The organism is Tardiphaga sp. 813_E8_N1_3 (assembly GCF_051811025.1).
In the GTDB taxonomy this organism is placed as follows: domain Bacteria; phylum Pseudomonadota; class Alphaproteobacteria; order Rhizobiales; family Xanthobacteraceae; genus Tardiphaga.
Genome location: NZ_JBPWQE010000001.1, coordinates 2,635,708 through 2,655,271, shown reverse-complemented (window position 1 = coordinate 2,655,271; position 19,564 = coordinate 2,635,708). Strand labels below are relative to the sequence as shown.

Annotated in this window: 20 protein-coding genes and 1 tRNA gene; 7 read left to right on the top strand and 14 right to left on the bottom strand. The window is 61.3% G+C overall.

The window, feature by feature from the left end; genetic code table 11:
- Positions 1 to 478 precede the first annotated feature (478 nt).
- Complete coding sequence (locus AB8A33_RS12725) at positions 479 to 832, top strand: hypothetical protein (RefSeq protein WP_439093116.1); 354 nt, start codon at positions 479 to 481, stop codon at positions 830 to 832.
- Positions 833 to 1,102: 270 nt separating this feature from the next.
- Positions 1,103 to 1,179 (top strand) — tRNA-Arg (locus tag AB8A33_RS12720).
- Between the two features lie 1,194 nt (positions 1,180 to 2,373).
- Here AB8A33_RS12720 and AB8A33_RS12715 read toward each other — a convergent pair.
- Genes AB8A33_RS12715 through AB8A33_RS12700 form a run of 4 tightly spaced genes read right to left on the bottom strand, consistent with a single transcriptional unit; the run spans position 2,374 to position 7,415 of the window.
- Entirely contained in the window at positions 2,374 to 2,988 is a 615-nt protein-coding gene (locus AB8A33_RS12715) for an Isoquinoline 1-oxidoreductase subunit (protein WP_439093115.1), read from the bottom strand.
- Positions 2,985 to 3,515 (bottom strand): (2Fe-2S)-binding protein, encoded by a 531-nt coding sequence (locus AB8A33_RS12710; protein ID WP_439093114.1) that lies wholly within the window; start codon positions 3,513 to 3,515, stop codon positions 2,985 to 2,987. The genes AB8A33_RS12715 and AB8A33_RS12710 overlap by 4 nt, the downstream gene beginning before the upstream one ends.
- Positions 3,512 to 6,286, bottom strand: coding sequence for a xanthine dehydrogenase family protein molybdopterin-binding subunit (locus AB8A33_RS12705; RefSeq protein WP_439093113.1), 2,775 nt, complete (start codon positions 6,284 to 6,286; stop codon positions 3,512 to 3,514). The genes AB8A33_RS12710 and AB8A33_RS12705 overlap by 4 nt, the downstream gene beginning before the upstream one ends.
- 40 nt (positions 6,287 to 6,326) lie before the next feature.
- Entirely contained in the window at positions 6,327 to 7,415 is a 1,089-nt protein-coding gene (locus AB8A33_RS12700; RefSeq protein ID WP_439093112.1) for a hypothetical protein, read from the bottom strand.
- 398 nt (positions 7,416 to 7,813) lie between these two features.
- On the opposite strand from AB8A33_RS12700, the gene AB8A33_RS12695 reads away from it, so the two are divergent.
- Positions 7,814 to 8,242 (top strand): DUF1801 domain-containing protein, encoded by a 429-nt coding sequence (locus AB8A33_RS12695; RefSeq protein ID WP_439093111.1) that lies wholly within the window; start codon positions 7,814 to 7,816, stop codon positions 8,240 to 8,242.
- Between the two features lie 6 nt (positions 8,243 to 8,248).
- Here AB8A33_RS12695 and AB8A33_RS12690 read toward each other — a convergent pair whose 3' ends face one another.
- The gene (locus AB8A33_RS12690) at positions 8,249 to 8,392 is read right to left on the bottom strand and encodes a hypothetical protein (protein WP_439093110.1); all 144 of its coding nucleotides are present in this window, start codon (positions 8,390 to 8,392) and stop codon (positions 8,249 to 8,251) included.
- A gap of 117 nt (positions 8,393 to 8,509) precedes the next feature.
- Here AB8A33_RS12690 and AB8A33_RS12685 point away from each other — a divergent pair, with 117 nt between their 5' ends.
- A complete protein-coding gene (locus AB8A33_RS12685) occupies positions 8,510 to 9,403 on the top strand; it encodes an FkbM family methyltransferase (RefSeq protein ID WP_439093109.1) in 894 nt (297 codons plus the stop codon).
- Positions 9,404 to 9,456: 53 nt separating this feature from the next.
- Entirely contained in the window at positions 9,457 to 10,464 is a 1,008-nt protein-coding gene (locus tag AB8A33_RS12680; RefSeq protein WP_439093108.1) for a TRAP transporter substrate-binding protein, read from the top strand.
- A 15-nt stretch (positions 10,465 to 10,479) separates the two neighbouring features.
- Here AB8A33_RS12680 and AB8A33_RS12675 read toward each other — a convergent pair whose 3' ends face one another.
- From AB8A33_RS12675 to AB8A33_RS12665, 3 genes are all read right to left on the bottom strand, one after another.
- Positions 10,480 to 10,980: an FKBP-type peptidyl-prolyl cis-trans isomerase gene (locus AB8A33_RS12675; RefSeq protein WP_439093107.1), complete on the bottom strand. Its 501-nt coding sequence runs from the start codon at positions 10,978 to 10,980 to the stop codon at positions 10,480 to 10,482.
- 136 nt (positions 10,981 to 11,116) lie between these two features.
- A complete protein-coding gene (locus AB8A33_RS12670; protein WP_439093106.1) occupies positions 11,117 to 11,296 on the bottom strand; it encodes a hypothetical protein in 180 nt (59 codons plus the stop codon).
- A gap of 137 nt (positions 11,297 to 11,433) precedes the next feature.
- The gene (locus AB8A33_RS12665) at positions 11,434 to 11,595 is read right to left on the bottom strand and encodes a hypothetical protein (RefSeq protein WP_439093105.1); all 162 of its coding nucleotides are present in this window, start codon (positions 11,593 to 11,595) and stop codon (positions 11,434 to 11,436) included.
- A 308-nt stretch (positions 11,596 to 11,903) separates the two neighbouring features.
- On the opposite strand from AB8A33_RS12665, the gene AB8A33_RS12660 reads away from it, so the two are divergent.
- Positions 11,904 to 12,245 carry a DUF6481 family protein gene (locus AB8A33_RS12660; RefSeq protein WP_089264260.1) on the top strand — a complete coding sequence of 114 codons (342 nt, stop codon included), beginning with the start codon at positions 11,904 to 11,906 and terminating at the stop codon, positions 12,243 to 12,245.
- Between the two features lie 57 nt (positions 12,246 to 12,302).
- Here the strand turns inward: AB8A33_RS12660 and AB8A33_RS12655 are convergent, their stop codons facing one another.
- Positions 12,303 to 12,791, bottom strand: coding sequence for a cupin domain-containing protein (locus AB8A33_RS12655; protein WP_175368972.1), 489 nt, complete (start codon positions 12,789 to 12,791; stop codon positions 12,303 to 12,305).
- Positions 12,792 to 12,917: 126 nt separating this feature from the next.
- Positions 12,918 to 13,160 carry a pentapeptide MXKDX repeat protein gene (locus AB8A33_RS12650; protein ID WP_439093104.1) on the bottom strand — a complete coding sequence of 81 codons (243 nt, stop codon included), beginning with the start codon at positions 13,158 to 13,160 and terminating at the stop codon, positions 12,918 to 12,920.
- 252 nt (positions 13,161 to 13,412) lie between these two features.
- Between AB8A33_RS12650 and dctP the strand changes: the two genes are divergently transcribed.
- On the top strand, positions 13,413 to 14,435 hold the full coding sequence (dctP, locus tag AB8A33_RS12645) for a TRAP transporter substrate-binding protein DctP (protein WP_439093103.1): 1,023 nt from the start codon (positions 13,413 to 13,415) through the stop codon (positions 14,433 to 14,435).
- A gap of 27 nt (positions 14,436 to 14,462) precedes the next feature.
- On the opposite strand, the gene AB8A33_RS12640 is transcribed toward dctP, so the two are convergent.
- The 4 genes from AB8A33_RS12640 to AB8A33_RS12625 all read right to left on the bottom strand — a co-directional run bounded on the left by AB8A33_RS12640 (position 14,463) and on the right by AB8A33_RS12625 (position 19,483).
- Positions 14,463 to 15,359, bottom strand: a complete 897-nt coding sequence (locus tag AB8A33_RS12640) for a hydroxymethylglutaryl-CoA lyase (RefSeq protein WP_439058422.1) — start codon at positions 15,357 to 15,359, stop codon at positions 14,463 to 14,465.
- Between the two features lie 32 nt (positions 15,360 to 15,391).
- Entirely contained in the window at positions 15,392 to 17,404 is a 2,013-nt protein-coding gene (locus tag AB8A33_RS12635; RefSeq protein ID WP_439093102.1) for an acetyl/propionyl/methylcrotonyl-CoA carboxylase subunit alpha, read from the bottom strand.
- A 2-nt stretch (positions 17,405 to 17,406) separates the two neighbouring features.
- Positions 17,407 to 19,011: a carboxyl transferase domain-containing protein gene (locus AB8A33_RS12630; protein WP_439093101.1), complete on the bottom strand. Its 1,605-nt coding sequence runs from the start codon at positions 19,009 to 19,011 to the stop codon at positions 17,407 to 17,409.
- 166 nt (positions 19,012 to 19,177) lie between these two features.
- Complete coding sequence (locus AB8A33_RS12625; RefSeq protein ID WP_089264254.1) at positions 19,178 to 19,483, bottom strand: ETC complex I subunit; 306 nt, start codon at positions 19,481 to 19,483, stop codon at positions 19,178 to 19,180.
- Between the last annotated feature and the right edge of the window lie 81 nt (positions 19,484 to 19,564).

Below are 19,564 nucleotides of genomic sequence, written 5' to 3'. Positions count from 1 at the left end.
CTGGATTCGAATGTGCGTAAAAATGGTGACGGACTCATGGCCAGCTTGTTCGCGAGTCTCCCGACCAGCGCAACACGAGACACGACGATTGCCGGCAACATCATGTGACGAACCTGGGTAACTCAAATCGCAGCGCCACTCGCAAGTCACGGCGCATCATGGCGGCGGGCCTTGCCGAAAGCAAAGCCACGTTACCGCCGATTGGTCGCGCCTGTGCGGGAAACGGTTCGAGCGCGCGCTGGCGATTTTGGTGACAGTTTTACAACGCGCCGGACGCGCATGAACGGCCGGCCGGACCCGTCGTCGCTCCGCGCGTTTTAATCAAACGCGACACGTTAAGACTAAAAGCAGCCTGCTGGGGACGACCGGAGATCATCGGTACCCAAGACTTACAACTGCGGTCAGATGGGTGCGCTTTGCGGCATCGGATGATCACGGAGATCACCCGACCGCTCGGTCCTTCTGGGTGCATCGCATCATGATCGAACTTCTTTTGGCGACAAGTTCACTGGCGGGCCTCGCCGTCGGACTCGTCGGCCCCGTGTGGCTCATTATCGTGACGACCGTGCTGGTCGCCGTCCTGTCCGCCGTCATGACATGGAGCCAGGGATTTTCAGCGCTGGGCGGCATTGCCGTCACGACAGGATGCCTGATCGCGTGCCAGATCTCCTATATGGCCGGCCGTTTCGTGACCAGGCAATATGGCTTCCCGGAGCAGCTATTTGAGGATGACGTCGACGGCGAGCCAGGCGAGACCGGCCAGCGCGGCATCGCCGATGACAATGGCAAGGACGGCAAGCCACCATCGCGGCCCCCGCCGTCGGAGCCTTAAGGTCCGCCAGTCTGCCGAAGCCGAATCTGCGAGACGATCCCCGAACGGGACAGGAATCGAAGCCACGTCAAAGGCACAGACGGACGTTCGGTTTTGGGACGAAAAGCGGATCAAGTCGGCACACTTTCTGGCTGAAATCGCGGCTTCACCGCTCAATCAGCAAGAGAAAGGCCAGCTCACCGACCGCCCAAACGCTTGAAAACCGTGTCCGAATCCGGCCAATTCACTCGGTCTGTCCAAGCCATACCGACGATGATATGACGACGCGCCGGTCCCATAGCTCAACTGGATAGAGTAACGGATTTCTACTCCGTGGGTTGCAGGTTCGAATCCTGCTGGGATCGCCAGCAATTTTCTCATCACATCAATAACATGACAGCGTATCGCGTTCGTTCTTTTGCCGATTTCCGTGTTGCGCCGTGTAATTGCTAACCCCCTTTGATTTCAGGTTTTCCCGTCTAGCCCCGCTGAGGGCGCGCAACACGAGATTCCTAAATCGTTCTCCCGAAACGATCATGCCTGGGAAGACATCGGGATGATCTTGGCGCGCCTCGCGCTTGAGACGACGGCAAATGTTCAATACCTCTCAAGCATTCACCAAGTCGCTTGTGCAGTCCTATGTCGATCACAACCATCATCGTCGGCTGCACGTTGGCAAACGGCGCGCTAGTGCCGTGCTTCGCCGGTGAATGCTGAAGTGAGACCCACTTACCGGGAGTGACTAAGAACGCGTGGCGACTCTAACGATGTCGTTAAACGCGACGGAAAGCGATAGCGCGCGAAACTGATCGAGGACGAGTTCTTATCGCGCCGCCATCGTTGCCACTGTGTACTATCCATTCGCCGTTGGAAGCTTGCCCCGTTATGATCCCGACATGATGTGGCCAGACCACAACTACTCCAATGCCCGGGCCTCCGGCGCTCGAACCAACGCGCGCCCATTCGCGAGCACGAGCAAGACGTCGATCGGATTGATGAAGGTATTTGCTGAGGTATGTCCCACACCACGCGCGCGCTCGGTGATGACTTCCCTTGCGGGCTTCAGCCTGTGATGCAAAGCAGATAATCGCACAAGCAAGCAATGCGCTTTTCGACATAGCGTTACTCCGTATGAATGAAATGACCAACTTTCAAAAGCGGTCTTCAAACTTACGGTGTGTCCTTCAGTTCCTTGTTTTCCTTTCTGAAAGATCTAAATCGCGCGAGAACAAGGACGAGCGGTAACTGGACACATTGTAGTATCGAAGAGGATTGCGCATCCAATGTTGAAGCGGTGCTACGCTAAGGCAACGCCGCCGCAAGAGCAGCGAATGGTCATGTTGATTCTCCGGGGTGACGACGTTACGTCGGGTTGCGCTTATTAGAACTCGCGCTGGTTTTCGAAAGAGATCGACCAACTGCTCGTCGCGCAGTACGTCGATAGTACACGGTCACCGCATCTCCACGATTTCTCTGCTCGTATAGCGGGCTTCCACTCCGTGGGTTGCAGGTTCGAATCCCGCCGGAATCGCCATCCTGTCCAATGAAATGGCGTCGTGGCATCAGCCCGGACAGGCTGCGCCCGTCTTTGCCCAAGCTTCCACGAGAGCGCCCGCCTCCGCCTGCGTGCCCGGCGCAGGCGCACGTCCGTAACCCGGTGCCCAGGCCCAGCCGACCAGCGTATCCTTGCCGATATGATCGATGAGATCCTCGACTTTGCGGCCGCCATTGCGTGCGGGGTCTTTGATCTGCGCGCAGATCTCTGCGACGGTCTTGCCCTCCCATGCCATCTCGCGCGGCGCGAGGTGCCATTCGTGATGACCGGGGATGCGGCCGGGTTCGAAATTGGCATCTTTGTGACAGGAGTTGCAGCGCATCGCCGCGGTGCCGTGGCCATCGGGCCCACGCGTCACCGGCGGCTGATGCAGACGACGCGTATCGCCCTGCCGCGGCATGTCGCCGGCGGGATGGCAGTTCACGCAGCGCGGATGCGTCAGCACCTTGCCGAGTTCGGTGAAGATCGCCGCCGAGCGTGCATTGATATCGGCGATGCCATTGAAGCTCTCCAGACTAGCCAGCCCTTTCGACGTACCCTGCCCGGCCGCATAGGCCGTGAGCATGCTCATCCCAAGCGTCGCGACGACAACCAATATTTTGACGCGCGTCTCGGCTCTCATCCGCGCGGCTCCTGAATGAGATAGCGCTTCGCGTCGCTGAGGATCACGTCGAGCACGGCCTCATGATATTTGAAGTAGCCGGTGCAGCGACACAGATGCCCGTCGAGCGCCTCGGCGATCCGCTCTTCAAGGCCCCCGCGCGGCACAGGCGTCTTTGCCAGCTGCTCGAGCAGCACCTGCCCTTCATTGAGAAAACCGGCGGTACAGTAACCGCACTGGAACGCGAAATGCCTGATGAAGGCCTTCTGCAGCGGCGACAGTTCGCCGTTCTTGGCGTGGCCCTCGACCGTGCGAATGGACTTTCCGTGGAAGCTCGCCGCCGAGGTCACGCAGGTCGGATTGGTGTGGCAGGTGCCGTCGGGCTCGTCGACGATCACGACACAGCTCAGACACTGCGCGGCGCCGCAGCCGAACTTGGTGCCGGTCATGCCCAGATATTCACGCAGGAAGTCGTTCATGGAGAGATCGTCGCGCACCTCGGTGGGCGCATGGACCTGTCCATTGATGGTGATGCTCAGTGTCGTCACGCGAGCGCTCCCTTGAGCATGGCCTGTGTCACCGGCAGCGCCGCAAAGCGGTGACCGATGGCGTCATGGATGGCGTTGAGCAATGCCGGCACGATGGGGATCATCACCACCTCGGCCATGCCCTTCGGCAATTCGTCCGGCGTCAGTGGCGGCATCAGCTCGATCTCCACGTCGCGCAGCGACAGATCCGATCCTCGCGCCACCAGGTACTGGCCGAGATTCCATTGTCCGTTACCGGGGCCCCCCTCGAACGGCGGCAGCGTTTCCAGCAGCGCGTAGCCGACGCCCATGGCGAAGCCGCCCTGTGCCTGGCCGAGAACAACCTCCGGCACCAGCGCCTGCCCGCATTCGAATGCGGTATAGGCTTTGGCGATGCGCAGCGCGCCGGTCGCTTTCTCGATCTCGACACGCACCGTTGCGCCGCATGCCGCTGTATAGGCCGTGCCCATCCGGTTGTTATCGGTCGGCGGAAACAGCACGCTGGCGCGATTGATGCGCGTGAACTTGCCGGCGCCACGACGCAGCGCGAGCCCGTCGATCTCGGCGCGATACTGCTCGCCATTAATGGGGAAACGTGCGCGTGCCCACGCCCAGCGCGAGAACCCGTGCGCCACGGCGCCGGTGACCAGATTGCGCGCATGGGCCGCGGCGGCAAGTTTGTCCAGCGGCAGCGACGGCAGGCCCGCCATCGTGAGCTGTCCGTCCTTCCACTGCGCCTTGGCAAAGTCCTTGGCGCGTGGATCGCGCGGGCCGATATTCCATAGCGCCAGCGCCGCCGGCCACAGACCGAAGCGGAAGATCACCCGCGCTGCTTCCGCCGCGGCATGGGTACCGACGTGGGCGCCTATGGAGGCTGAGGTGGCCGAACTGATCGACGGCACCCAGCGCGGATCCTTCTCGGCTCTGTCCTGGGTCTTCTGGTCCATGGTGTAGCAATCACCGGAGGTCACCAGCTCCATCGCATCGAACACGCCGACCTGCGACACAGCCACCTCGTCAGCGATGCTGCCGAGATGCAATGCTACGCGATTGGCCAGCGCCGTGCCGATGCCGTTGCCCATCTCGACATGGTCGCAGAAGATCGCGATCCTGCCGTCGGGGCTGAGTTCAACGCGACCGTTCGAACTATCGCCGCCGGTGCCGTAGTCCTTGGTCACACAGGCGACGCCGGTGCCGACCAGTATGCTACTGGCCGCGCGCGCCTTCTCTGCAGCTCGTTGCTGCCAGATCGCGTGCTGCTCGAGCTTGTCGAGAACCTCCAAGCTCCGCACCGAGACGATATAGGGATTGCCGGTCATGGTGCGGCCATCCTGCTTCAGGGCATTACGTCGCCGGAAGTCGATGGGATCGAGCTTCAGCGCAAGCGCCGCCTCGTCGATCAGAACTTCCAGCGCGGTCATGGTCTGCAGCGAACCGTAGCCGCGCATCGAACCCGCGGTCACGCCGCGGGTATGCTCCGCCACAGTCGTCACATCGACCTTCGGCACGTCATAGATACCAATCGCGGCCGTTGCGGCGCAGGTGGCGACATTGGCCGAGAAATTGGCGAGACCACCGCCATCGAGCACGTGATCGGCGGCGAAGGCCGTGATCTTGCCAGAGGCGCGATCGACAGACATGCGCGAGCGCATCTTGATGGCGTGGCGTTTGATGCCAGCCTGAAATTGCTGATACCGATCGTGCGCCAGCCGCACCGGACGGTCCGGGAAGAATATCGCCGCCAGCGTCACATAGAAAATGAATGGCGTATGGTCGCGGCCGCCGAAACCGCCCCCCACATAGGCGAATTGCGCGTTGATCGCACTCGGCTTGAACGGCGCCTTGGTTTCGCCAAGCAGAAACGCGATTGATTCCGCCGCTTCATAGGGCGACTGCACGCCCAGCACCAGTTCGAGCGCCTTGTCTTTTGCGCTGTACCAGCCCAGCCCGCATTCCGGCTCCATAAACATCGGATCGACAGACTGCGTATCGAAGATGCGGTCCAGTACCAGAGCCGACGTTTCGCTTGCGGTGATCTCGGCGCGGATTTTGTCGCCGTACACGGCAGCCTTCTCGTAACCGGCCTCGTTCTTGTGCGCGGTCGAGGACCATACCGGCAGCGCGGACGCCTGGGTACGGCCGGGCGTGACCCAGCCGGCAAGGACTGGCGAGTAGACATCGGGCGCATCGGGCGTGGCGCCGGCAACGCGGGTGAAACGATACGCCGCATAATTCGGCATTACGATCGGGCCGGTCTCCTCGCCAAACTGCACGAAGGTGCCGTCGCGCAAGGCGATCCGCGCCCGGTCATAGCTGTCGAACTGCTCGAAGATCAGCAACGCAACGGGCTGGCCCATATAGAGCGGCGTCTTCCCGACGGGACAGAACAGATCGCCTTCATAATAGGCGGGCACGCGGATGTTGACCTCGGCGAGATCCGCCGCGGTGACGATTACCGTTGGCTTCAGCGCTCCGCTCAGCCGCGCGAGGTCCATGCCAAGATAGACATGGGTGGCGTCGGGCGCGCGCACCAAAATCGCATGCGAGGTTTTCTCGGGCCAGCCCGGCAGGTCATTCGCCCGGAAATCCGACGCATAGAGTTTCGAGCCGGTGACCTTGGCAACGCCATCGACACGACCGGCACCGCCGATAGCGGGATTCAACTTGCCCCGCCCCGGCAGTGTCTCGCGTGCCGGGAACGCCACCGGCTCCGCCGCAGCTAGATGTGACAGGCTGAGCGAAATACCGCCCGCCGATACCCATTTCATGAACTCGCGACGCGAAGTCCGCATGCTTCCACCCCTGATCGACAGCCGTCCGCCGCCGCGCCGATTACTTGAGATCGGCGATGGTGGCCGGCCCCGGTCCAGTCGTGATCAGCGTCGGCCACTGGTTGGAGCCGAACGGCACCACGGGCGGCAGGAACGGCGTCATGCCGCGCTTGGCGCTTTCGGCGATGATGGCTGCGCGGGCGTCGCCCCCCATCAATTCATAATCCATCAGGTGATAGTTGCCGAAGAACAGCGAGCCCACCGAGCGATCGGCGATAATGCGGGTCAGCGACTCCAGCATATCGGCCTGCGTGGTGGTGAACGACACGGTCTCGATCAACAGCAGGCGATCGTTGATGGCCTCCGGCGGGAAGAACTGCGCCAGCACGCTGAACAGCACGTTGTTCTGCCGTGCCACATAAATCGTATTGCTGGCGGCATAGGCCTTGTCCCAATCGGGACCCAGCATCTTCTTCCAGTCGCCCAGCACCGTCATCCAGTGATTGACCTGGGTCTGCGCCGCCCAGGCAACGTTCTTGGCCAGATAAGGCGCCTGATTCTTGCCGAACGCCTCCAGCACATCGAAGGGAATGACGCCCTTGGCGATGCATTCGTCCATGAAAGCCAGATTGTTCTGCAGAATGGTGCGATTGTTGTCGCGCCAGTCGGCCTGCATCGGCGTGAGGTCGAGGCCATCGAGCGCCGACTGCATCCGGCTGCGATAGGCCTTCATCGAACCGAGCCAGGACTTGTTGTCGGGATTGTTCACATAAGGGCCGACCACCTCGGCCAGCGCCATGGTGCTGTGGCCCACCGACTTGAGCAGCTGATAGACCATCGGCACCGAGGGCGCGTCGAGCGGCGGCTTGCCAGGCTGGTACAGCGTGAACTTGCCGCCGGCGCCGGAGAACAGACCGAGGATTACGGGATGTTTGGCGAGGATGTTGGTGCGGAACACCTTTCCTGCCTCGCCGTAGAGCTCGAACATGCCGGTGTTGAGCGCGAGCATATCTTTGGTCGCCGTTTCAGCCGGCGTTGTCGCGGTCAGCCCGGAAATCGGCGCCATATAGGACGGCAGGGTCTGGGCCTGGACGGCGCTGACGGCGCCCAACAAGGCAGCCGCAAGAACGACAGCGTGGCGATACGTCATATCCGGATTCCCCCGACATATTGGCGATGGCTCGTGTCACGACTAACGCAGCACGTATTAACAATCTGCCTCGGACCGCTGTTCAAAACGGCCATGACATAGTTGATGACAACAAGCGCCGTGACGGGCGGATTGGTGTCGAACGCGAATGAACTGAATCAAGGAAAAAGCTACGAATCACGCAGTGCGCTGATGCTCCGAAGCTACACGCGATTTGGTGACGCTGGAATTGGTTCGCGCGGCGCAACCCAGCAGGAAGCAACGATCTTTGTTAGGCGCTGGCCGAGACTGGACGCTCAAAACGGGCCGAGTTACCTCTGGAATGGGTAGATAAAATACAGTTGGTAGGTAAGAACCACCGACCGAGCCGCATGGCGCCGGCTGCCGAGAGGGAGCACATGTCAAAAAAGACGTCTGTCAAATCGACGAAGGTCCGCGAAGCAGCCTCTCCCTCCGAACTGATCGACGCAAAGATCAGGGAGCTCGGTGACTGGCGCGGCGAGATGCTCGCTTGCATCCGAAAGATCATCAGGCAGGCCGATTCCGAGGTGGTCGAGGAATGGAAGTGGCGCGGCGTGCCTGTGTGGGAACACGCTGGTATCATCTGCACCGGCGAGACCTACAAGGCGGTCGTGAAGATGACCTTTGCGAAGGGCGCATCGCTCGATGACCCGTCAGGGCTGTTCAACGCCAGCCTCGACGGCAACACCCGCCGCGCCATCGATATTCACGAAGGCGACAAAATCAACGAAAAGGCGCTGCAGGCGCTTATCCGCGCTGCGGTGGCGCTGAACACCTCAGCCAGGAAGAAGCCAAAGAAAGCGTAAGCGTCGTTATCTGGCGACCGGCCACGACAGGTCGTAGGTCATCACATAGATGACGATCGCAGCCAGACACAGAACAACGCCGATCCAGAACAGCGGCGAATGGTGAATGGGGCGGCTATGCGCTGTACCATCCCTTTGTTCGTCTTTCATTCGTCCTCCATCCCGGCGCCAAGTACCTCAATCGCTCGAATTGTCGCGCGACACTCTGACACGCTGCCCACGTCGGCCGAAGCACGCATTGTCGCACCATTCGCAGGAAAGGTACGCATGCGGCACGGCGCGATTCGACGCAACGATGATGGATTATCCGCGCTGCTCCAGCCTGCGCGGCCGACCGCTGTCGTCGATATCGGCGCCAATCCCATTGACGGTGACCCGCCCTATAAGCCGATGCTGCAAAGCGGACTTTGCCACGTCACTGGTTTCGATCCGCATCCGCAGGCATTGGCGCAACTGCAGGCCCGCAAGGGCGCATTTGAGACCTATCTTCCTTATGCCGTCGGCGATGGCGGCAGCCATACGCTGAACATCTGCCGCGGCATCGGCTTTGCCAGCCTGCTGCAACCTGAGCCCAAAACACTCACGCACTTTCCGAACTTCACCGAGCTCGGACGTGTCGTCGACAGACTCCCGCTCGATACACGGCGGCTCGACGATATCGCCGAGATCGAGCACATCGATCTCTTGAAGATCGACATTCAGGGTGGCGAACTGTCGGTGTTCAGGAACGGTCGCACCAAACTGGCAAAGGCCGTCGCCATTCAGACCGAAGTCTCCTTCGTGCCGCTCTATGAGAAACAGCCGGTGTTCGGCGACATCGATCTCGAACTGCGCAGCCTCGGCTTCATTCCGCACATGTTCGCGGCCATCAACAAGAAGATGATCGCGCCCATGATGGGGCCGAATCCTGCTGCCGCCATCAATCAACTCGTCGAGGCGGACGTCGTCTATGTCCGGGATTTCATCCAGGCCGAGGCGATGGACAGCGAACAGCTCAAGCACCTCGCGCTGATCGCGCATCATTGCTACGGCTCGTTCGATCTGGCGCTGAATTGCGTGCATCATCTGGCCAGCCGCGGTGCGGTCGCGCCCGATGCCAAGAACCGCTATGTCGCCCTGCTCCAGGCCAATCGCCCCAAAGTAGCCGGCGGCAGACTTTAAACTTCCCGGGTTCCGACGTAACATTGCGTCCGGCGCAGGGACCGCGCCGATCCGTGCATCATCTTTCCAGCCAGACCACAGGTCAGACCATGCTGTCACGGCGCCGCCTTTTGCTGACTGCGGGACTGGCAATCGCCTGCCCCGCTGTGCTGCGCGCCGAGCCGCTGAAGATGCGCCTCGCCCATAGTCTTCCGACCAGCCATCCCGTCCACCCGGCAATGCAGCACTTTGCAGATCTGGCGCGCGAGCGTTCGCAGGGCGAACTCGACATCGCGCTGTTTGCGGACGGGCAGCTCGGTCAGGAAGTCGACCTGCTGTCGCAGGTACAGGCCGGCAAACTGGATTTCCTGAAAGTCAGCGCCAGCGTGCTCGAACGCTTCCATCCCGCCTACAAGGTTCTCAACCTGCCCTTTACTTTCCGCGATCGCGCGCACTGGCTGAAAGTCACGAGCAACGAGGTCGGCAACGACATTCTGGCCTCGACCACATCGGCCGGTCTCACCGGCCTGACCTTTTACGACGCCGGCGCGCGCAGTTTCTATGGGCGGAAACCGATCCTTCATCCCGACGATCTCAAGGGCATGAAGATCCGCATCCAACCATCGGAGACCATGGTCAAGCTGATGCAGCTGTTCGGCGCCCAAGGCATCGAGCTGTCATGGAGCAATGTCTATGTCGCACTGAAGTCGGGATTGGTCGATGGTGCAGAGAACAGCGTGGCTGCGCTGATTGTCGGCAAGCATGCTGAAGTCGCAACGCACTACTCGTTCGACGAACACACCATGATTCCGGACGTGCTGCTGGTAGGCGCCGGCCGGCTCAATAGCATGACGCCGAAACAGCGGGAGATCATCCGCGAAGCCGCCGCCCTGTCCTATCATCACATGAACGAGCTGTGGACCGCATTTGAGGCGCAAACACGCTTGCAGGTCGAAGCGATGGGCGTGACATTCGTCAAGCCGGACAAGGCACCCTTCATCGCGAAGGCAGCGCCCCTCGCCGACATCTATGCCGGCGAGGAAGCGTCACGGACGTTGTTGCGCAGGATCGCGCAGGCATAGGTCGTTTGATCGGGCTTATTTGACGCCGAGCAGTTCGACGTCGAAGATCAACGTCGCATTTGGCGGGATCACGCCGCCGGCACCACGCGCGCCATAGCCGAGATCCGGCGGAATGATCAGCGTGCGCTTGCCGCCGACCTTCATGGTGGCGACGCCTTCGTCCCAGCCCTTGATGACACGCGACATGCCGATCGGGAATTCGAACGGCTCGTTGCGATCGACCGACGAGTCGAATTTCTTGCCCTTGACGCCGTTCTCATAGAGCCAGCCGGTGTAATGCATCACGCAGGTCTGTCCCTTGGCCGGCGTTGCGCCGGTGCCAACGGTGGTGTCTTCGATCTTGAGGCCTGAAGCTGTGGTCATGGTTTTTCCTGCGGCTGGCGCCATTTTCTGCGGCGCTTGTTTTTGAGGCGCTTGCGCCATGGCGGAAGAAAGGGAGACGTCGGACACGGCCACGATCATGGTCGCACTGAGCGCGACGGCCATGGCTCTAACGGCACGCTGGGAGTTTCGCATCATGTCTCCTGGATGGTTGGGTCTGCGAGCGGCGCAGTCATGCCCCCTCATCGCACCGCAACGCAAGTCCTGGCAATGCCAAATCCCGAAGCCGCGATCCATGGAGATCGGTCAATGAGGATGCTTGAATCGGCCCTCAGTCAGGCTTCGGGCTGCGTCGGGCCAGCTGACCCTTGTAATTCTCGAGCAGCCGGGTCGCCAACTCTGTCACCTCATCGCTCGCCTGGATCGAGCGACTGTCGGACATCGGCTCTGCGAGCGAGGCCGGATGTTTGAAGCTGAACGAGCGGATGACGCGATCGATGGCTGCTTGCATGGATAACTCCCGATGGCGACAGGAACTCCGCGTTTCGCGGAAAGTTCCTGATCAGTCAGCCGGAGGGCACCGCAGGTTCAAGGCAGCAGCACGGCCGCTGCAAAGCCGCAACATGGCCATTTTGGCTACAAATGTTGCTAAGCGCCTGCTTCTGCTGCGAATTGCAGCCCTTTGAAAGTCAAACGCTTGGGGTCGCGAACGCCTGCCAGATACAGACCGCGAATGAAGTGGGTCACCATGTCGCGATTACAGCCGGTCAGAATGACCACGGCATCGACGGCTGTCTTCTGGGCATCCATGTCAGTCCTCGCGCCGCGCAGGCGGCCTGCTCCGCGCGCTCCAAATCGCCGGATGACCAAAACATGCCCGATTCCCGGGATGTGCGGATATACGCGGATCACCCCGGCGCAAGCTCCGCCCCAGCCTCGCGCAGCCTCCTTGCTGGCAAATCATGCGTAAGATTGCCGTAAATCGCAGATAGTTGATGCGTTGCCGCGCTGTCGGCTGTAAACCGCAGCCGAGTTTCGGCCATTGCCTGGGTGTTTGCCCGGCTGCCGCACCCGACAATGACCCACCCCAAACCAAAGAAAGCGACAAGGCCTCGTTCATGTCATTTAAGGAACCCAGCTTCGCGGATCGCCAGAAGGCTGCGATCGAAGCCAAGAAGAACATTCTGAACAAATTCAAGGCAGCACCGGGGCCCGATGATCCTGCCGTGAAGGCGCGCGCCGCCGAGCGCGAAGCCGCTGCCGTCGCACGCGCGGAAGCCAAGGCCATCCGCGACGCTGAGAAGGCTGTCCAGAAGGCCCGTGAAGCCGAGGAAGCCGCCGCTGCTGTAGCCCAGGCCGCGCGCGAAAAGGAAGAAGCCGCGCTTGCCCAGGCCGCGCTGGAAGCCCAGCAGAAAGCTGCCCGCGACGCCCGCTACGCCGCCCGCAAGAAGCGTAAATAAGCACGAGATCAGCGTGCCATCATCCGATGGCACGCTGCCTGAATTGATTGTCCGAGGTCAGTTCGTTTTGCCGAATTGCGGCTCGTCGGGTTTGACGAAATTGTTGCCGCTCGGGCCGTAACCGGTGATCTGGATCACCGCGCCCTCTTCCCGTGTCCCGTCCCAATGCACCGCACCGGCGGGATGCACCATGTAGCCGCCGGTCTTCATCGGGATCGACTTCTCAGGCACGAAGGCTTCGCCCGTGCCGGTGTACCAGGTGCCCGACAGCACCACGACGTGACGATCTTCCGGATGCTTGTGCGGCTTGCTCATGATGCCGGGCGGCCACTTGATCCGCAGCACATAGATGCCCTGTTTTGAGGGATCTCCGTAAAGTGTCGCGACTTCGACGCCAACACCGAACGGGTTCTTCCAGACTTCTTCGCCCTGATTGATGCGCACGAAGCCCATCTCATCGGTGGCGCTCCATGTCGTTACGCTCGGAAACAGTGTTGCTGCGATCAGACAAGTCGCCGCAACGACGACGCGTCGTTCTTTTTTCATCATGGCCTCCCCAGGCATTTTCTTATGCGCGGAGGCTATGCCGAGTTTTCAGGTCCAGCAACGAGCAGCGCAACATGACAGGCCCGTCGCATGGACGGGCCCGTCACAACGATGCCGGCGAAGACGTTACTTCTTCATCATTCCATCGTCCTTCTTCATCATGCCGTCTTTTTTCATGCCATCGTCCTTCTTCATGCCGTCGTGAGACATGGCATCCTTCTTCATTCCATCACCCTTCGACATGGTGTCCTTCTTCATGCCGTCATCCTTGCTCATCTTGTCCTGAGCGAACGCGGCAGGTGCCAGCGCGAGACTGAGCGAGACGACAGCGGCAGACACGCCAAGCGCAAACCTGGTGGAGATGGTCATGATGTTCTTCCTCTGATCCATTTCTGAAGCGCGACGTCTGTCGCTATGAACCAGACGTACGGAGAGCGCGGCTTGTTACGTCGCATCAAAAAAAGTCTTGATGACGCATCCGATAGTCATTGCGTGCGACGCAACATCACTTGCCCGCCAGTTCGGAATGTATAAACGAAGGGGCGCGCGGTGACGGAGCAACAAGGACGCGGGCGCATTTTGTCCCGCCCGGCACCAGACGACCACTTTCAGGAGTTACGCATGCTGACTCGCCGCCACATCCTTGGATCGGCCCTCGCCGTGCCTGCGATCCTCCGTTGCGGTATCGGTACGGCGCAGGCAGCGACTACCCTGAAGATTTCGCACCAGTTTCCCGGCGGCACCATCGACAACGGCGACTTCCGCGACCGTCTGGTCCGCACCTTCGCAGCCACCATTGCCAAGCAGAGTGGCGGCGACCTCGTTGCCGAGGTTTATCCGGATTCATCGCTGATCAAGGCGGATGCGCAATTTTCCGCCATGCGCAAAGGAACTCTCGATCTCAGCCTTTATCCCCTGCCCTATGCCGGCAATGAACTGCCGGAGGCGAATATCGGCCTGATGCCTGGTCTGGTCTCAACCTACGATCAGGGCCTGCGCTGGAAGAACCTACCGATCGGCAAGGCACTGAGCGACATTCTCGCCGACAAGGGCATCATGCTGCTGACCTGGGTCTGGCAGGCCGGCGGTGTGGCTAGCCGCTCGCGCCCACTGGTTGTCCCTGAGGACGCCAAGGGTCTCACGGTGCGCGGCGGTTCGCGCGAGATGAACATGATGCTGCAGACTGCCGGCGCAAATGTACTCTCAATGCCGTCCAACGAAATTTACGCGGCAATGAAGAGCGGCGCCTGCGATGCCGGCATCACGTCATCGACCAGCCTCATCTCATTCAAGCTGAGCGAAGTTGCCACGCATCTGACCTCCGGCGCGGGTGCGTCCTACTGGTTCATGCTTGAGCCTCTGATGATGTCTAAGGCGGTGTTCGACAAGTTGCCGAAAGCGCACCAGGATATTCTGGTCTCGGTCGGCGCTGAGATGGAAGCCTTCGGCAAGGCGGGCGCGCAGCAGGACGATGTCGAGGTGTCCAGGGTCTATGAGAAGGCTGGCGCCAAGGTCAGCGCGCTCGACGCTGCGACCGTCGGCAAGTGGCGCGATATCGCGCGCGATACGGCGTGGAAGGACTACGTCGCCAAGACGCCATTGACCGCGAACCTCCTCAAGCTCGCAATGGACGTCCCGGCCTGACGTATCTCGTTGTCGGCCGGACGGGCCTCAGCGCGTCTTCGCGTTGAGTGCCGAAGCGACACGGCTGACCGGCGGGCGGCCGATCAGAGCGCTGATGGTGTTGGTCGCAGCCAGCAGCTTGTTCATATCGACGCCTGTGGCGATGCCCATGCCTTCCAGCATGTAGACCACATCTTCGGTGCCGACATTGCCGGTCGCACCAGGCGCGTAGGGACAGCCGCCGAGACCGCCGGCAGCGCTGTCGACAACGCGGCAGCCTTCTTCCATCCCGGCATAGAGATTGGCCAGCGCCTGACCATAAGTGTCGTGGAAGTGCATTGCGAGCTTCGGCATGGGAACCGAGCCAGCAACGGCGCGCAGCATCTGCCGCGCTTTCGACGGCGTCCCGACACCGATCGTGTCGCCGAGCGAAACTTCGTAGCAGCCAAGATCAAACAGCGTCTTTGAGACATCGACGACCGCCTGCGGCGCGACGTCGCCGTCATAAGGGCAGCCAAGTACGCAGGACACGTAACCGCGCACGCGGATGCCGTCGGCCTTGGCGCGTTCGATCACAGGCTTGAAGCGCTCGATGGATTCGGCGACCGAGCAATTGATGTTGGCGCGCGAAAAGCCTTCCGAAGCCGAGGCGAACACCGCGATGACTTTCGCGCCGACCGCCTTCGCGCCCTCATAGCCCTTCTCGTTGGGCACCAGCACATGGAATTCGCCGGGCAAATCGCGCACGCCGAGAAATACCTGATCCGAACCCATCATTTTCGGGATTGCCTTGGGCGACACGAACGAGCCTACCTCAACCGTATGCAGGCCAGCCCCGACCAGTGCCTTCACAAAGGCGATGCGGTCCTCAACCGACACCGGCGTCTTCTCATTCTGCAAACCGTCGCGCGGGCCGACCTCGACGATGCGAACCTGATCACTCATGCTCATTTCAATCTCATACGTCTTTCAGAAGATCAGGCGCTCGGCTCGACTTCCGCGAGCTCGACGCCTTCTCCAACGATATCGCCGACCTTGCACTTGATGCGCTTGAGCACGCCGGCGAACGGCGCGCGCAGGGTCTGCTCCATCTTCATGACTTCCAAGGTAAGGATGGCAGCGCCCTTCTCAAGGATTGCGCCCTCCTCGGCCAGCAGCGCCACCACGGTGCCCGGCAGCGGCGCAACGATCTTGTCCTCGCCGACCTGCTCTTCATCGTCGCCGCCGAACGGATCGACCCAGTGCATGTCGAAACGGCCGTGATGCGTGCGCAGATAGAGTTCGTGGCCCTCGATCACCGAAACGATGCGCGAGCGCGCTCCGTCCAGCGTCAGATCGAAATGCCCGTTATCGGCCGCAGCTGTCTCAAATCCCAGCTCGCGATTGCCGATCAAAATCGTTGCAGGACCGCTGCCGTAATTCAACGTCACGCGCTGCTCGTCCGAACCATGCTTGAATTTGAATACCCGTTGGCGACGCCCGACCGGCATCCAGCCAGCCGTCTGCCAGGGCGAGGTACCGGCGGCCCGTACTGCCTGCTCTTCGCTCGAGACGATGGCGGCGACAGCCGCGCATAGTTCGAGATCGCCAGGCGTCGCCGAGGCTGGCGTCAACACCTTCAATTCACGCTCGATGAACCCAGTATCGATGGTGTTGGCACGCACATCCGGATGGGTGACCAGCGCCGACAGGAACGGCGTGTTGGTGACGATGCCGCGAATATCGGTTTCTTCCAGCCCGCGATTGAGCCGGTTGATCGCCGCGTCGCGCGTTGGCGCCCAAGCGATCACCTTGGCAAGCATGGCGTCATAATTCGGCGACACCGCATCGCCCTCGCGATAGCCAGCATCGATGCGCAAGCCGTTCGTCTCAGCGGGCGTCCGCCAGGTGCGAATCTTGCCAACCGAGGGCATGAAATTCTTGTGTGGGTTCTCCGCGTAAACGCGCGCCTCGATGGCGTGGCCGTTGAGCTTGATCTGGTCTTGTGTCAGCGGCAGCTTTTCGCCGAAGGCGACACGCAGCTGCCATTCGACAAGATCTACGCCAGTGATCAGTTCAGTAACGGGATGCTCGACCTGCAGGCGCGTATTCATCTCGATGAAGAACACCTCCTTGCCGTCGGAGACGAATTCGATGGTGCCGGCGCCGACATAGTCCACCGCGCCAGCCGCCTTGCGGGCCGCCACGCAGACTGCCTCGCGCTGCGTATCGCTCAACGTCGGCGACGGCGCCTCTTCGATCACCTTCTGATGCCGGCGCTGCAGCGTGCATTCGCGCTCAAACAGCGAGACCAGATTGCCATGGCTGTCGCCGACGATCTGCACCTCAATGTGGCGGGGATTGTCGACATATTTTTCGATCAGCATGCGGTCGTCGCCAAACGCCGCCAGTGCCTCGCGCTTCGCGCTAACGATGGCCGGCGCCAGTTCGGCCGCCGAGCGCACCACGCGCATGCCGCGGCCGCCGCCGCCAGCTGACGCTTTCACCAGCACCGGGAAGCCGATCTTGTCGGCCGCCTTGGCCAGTGTCGCCTCGTCCTGCGCTTCGCCATGGAAGCCGGGCACCAGCGGCACGCCGGCCTTCTCCATCAGTGCCTTGGAGCCCGACTTCGAGCCCATGGCGGTGATCATGTCGGCCGTCGGCCCCACGAAGATCAGTCCGGCATCGGCACAGGCCTGCGCAAATTCTGCGCTCTCGGAGAGAAAGCCGTAGCCCGGATGAATCGCTTCAGCGCCGGTCTTCTTCGCCGCTTCGAGAATACGCTCGATACTGAGATAGCTGTCGCGCGCACGCGCCGGGCCGATCAACACCGCCTCGTCGGCTTCCGCGACATGCAGCGCGTTGGCATCTGCCTCGGAATAGACCGCGACGGTGCGCAAGCCCATGGCGCGCGCCGTGCGGATGACGCGGCAGGCTATCTCGCCACGATTTGCGATCAAGAGCGTGCGAAAGCGGCGATATACAGCTTTTGAAATTTCGGCTTTGGCCATCATCACATCCTGAACAGGCCGAAGCGCGTCGGCTCGATCGGCGCATTGGCCGACGCTGACAAACCAAGTCCAAGCACGAGGCGCGTATCTGCGGGATCGATCACGCCATCATCCCAGAGGCGCGCCGTCGCGTAATACGGGCTGCCCTGGGTCTCGAACTGGTCGCGTGTCGGCTTGCGAAACGCTTCCTCCTCTTCGGTCGACCAGGTGCCGCCCTTGGCTTCGATATTGTCGCGGCGCAGCTGACTCAACACCATCGCTGCCTGCTCGCCGCCCATCACCGAGATACGGGCATTGGGCCACATCCAAAGGAAGCGCGGGCTGTAGGCCCGGCCGCACATGCCGTAATTGCCCGCACCATAGGAGCCGCCGATCACCACGGTGAATTTCGGTACGTTGGCCGTGGCGACGGCTGTCACCAGCTTGGCGCCATCACGCGCAATGCCGCCGGCTTCGTATTTCTTGCCGACCATGAAGCCGGTGATGTTCTGCAGGAACACCAGCGGGATGTTGCGCTGGCAGCAGAGCTCGATGAAATGCGCGCCCTTCAGCGAGCTCTCGCTGAACAGGATTCCGTTGTTGGCGATGATGCCGACCGGGAAGCCCCAGATATGCGCGAAGCCGCAAATCAATGTGGTGCCGTAGAGCTTCTTGAACTCGTCGAATTCGGAGCCGTCGACGATGCGCGCGATGATGTCGTGCATGTCGAACGGTTTGCGCGCATCGGCTGGAATGACGCCGTAAAGTTCTTCAGCCACATATAAGGGATCGCGGGGCGGCCGCATGTTCAGTGTGGCCCGCTGTGGTGGCTTCAGCGTCGCGACGATTTTTCGCGCGATGCCGATAGCGTGGCCATCGTTCTGTGCGTAGTGATCGGTGACGCCAGACTGCCGCGAATGCACGTCGGCACCGCCGAGCTCTTCGGCTGTCACCACTTCGCCGGTTGCGGCCTTCACCAGCGGCGGACCGCCGAGGAAGATCGTGCCCTGATTGCGCACGATGATGCTCTCGTCGGACATCGCCGGCATATAAGCGCCGCCGGCAGTGCACGAGCCCATCACGACAGCAATCTGCGGAATGCCCTGCGCCGACATCTGCGCCTGATTGTAGAAGATGCGGCCGAAATGGCGCTCATCCGGAAAGATGTCGTCCTGCTGCGGCAAGAACGCACCGCCGGAGTCCACCATATAGATACACGGCAGATTGTTCTGCCGCGCGATGTCCTGCGCGCGCAGATGCTTCTTCACCGTCATCGGATAGTAAGTGCCGCCCTTGATGGTCGCATCATTGGCGACGATCATGCACTCCCTGCCCGACACTCGGCCAACGCCGGTGATGACGCTGGCGGAATGGACATCGCCGCCATAGAGGCCGTTGGCGGCCAACGGCGAGAGTTCGAGGAAGGCGGTGCCGGGATCGATCATCAGATCGACACGCTCGCGGGCCAGCATCTTGCCGCGCGCGGTGTGCTTGGCGCGGGACGCCTTGCCGCCGCCCCCGGCAACCGCACCGAGCTTGTCCTTGAGCTCGGCGACCTGCGCCTTCATCACATCGACATTGCGTTTGAATTCGGCCGAGGTGGGATCGATCGTGGAGCGAAGCGACATCGGCTTCCGTTTCCTGCAGGGTCTGTTTCTTGTTTGCACGGCGGCCCGGTAACGGGCCTGCCATGATGGTGTCATCCCGTCGTGGCGGGACGCAACCCTAACTTTCGGTGCTGGTCAGGGTGAGATCAGGAGCGTTACGGGAGCTGATTTGCCCGCAATCCGGTCTTCAGTGTGACCACGGCTCCGAGCGGCGGAACGCAAAATTGTCGGCATAGGCGATGGTCCGGGGCGCGCGCACCTTGGGCTCGATCACCTGATAGGCAATGCCTTCGCGCTCGCAATAGGCAACCGCCTCTTCCTTGCTGTCGAAGTGGATGGACAGCTGCTGCTTCATGTCACCCGACGACGTCCAGCCCATCAGGGGTTCGATCACCCGCGCCTGCTCCGGCTCGTAATCGAGCTGCCAGTCCTTGGTCTTGGCGAGGCCGGCCTGCATGGCATTCTTGGGGGCTTTGAAGATACGTGCGGTCATGGAATGCGATAGCCTTTTAAGGATGGGCCTTCGTCTCGGGATTAGCGTCTCGGGATCGGCCTTGGTCAGCTGCGACACTGC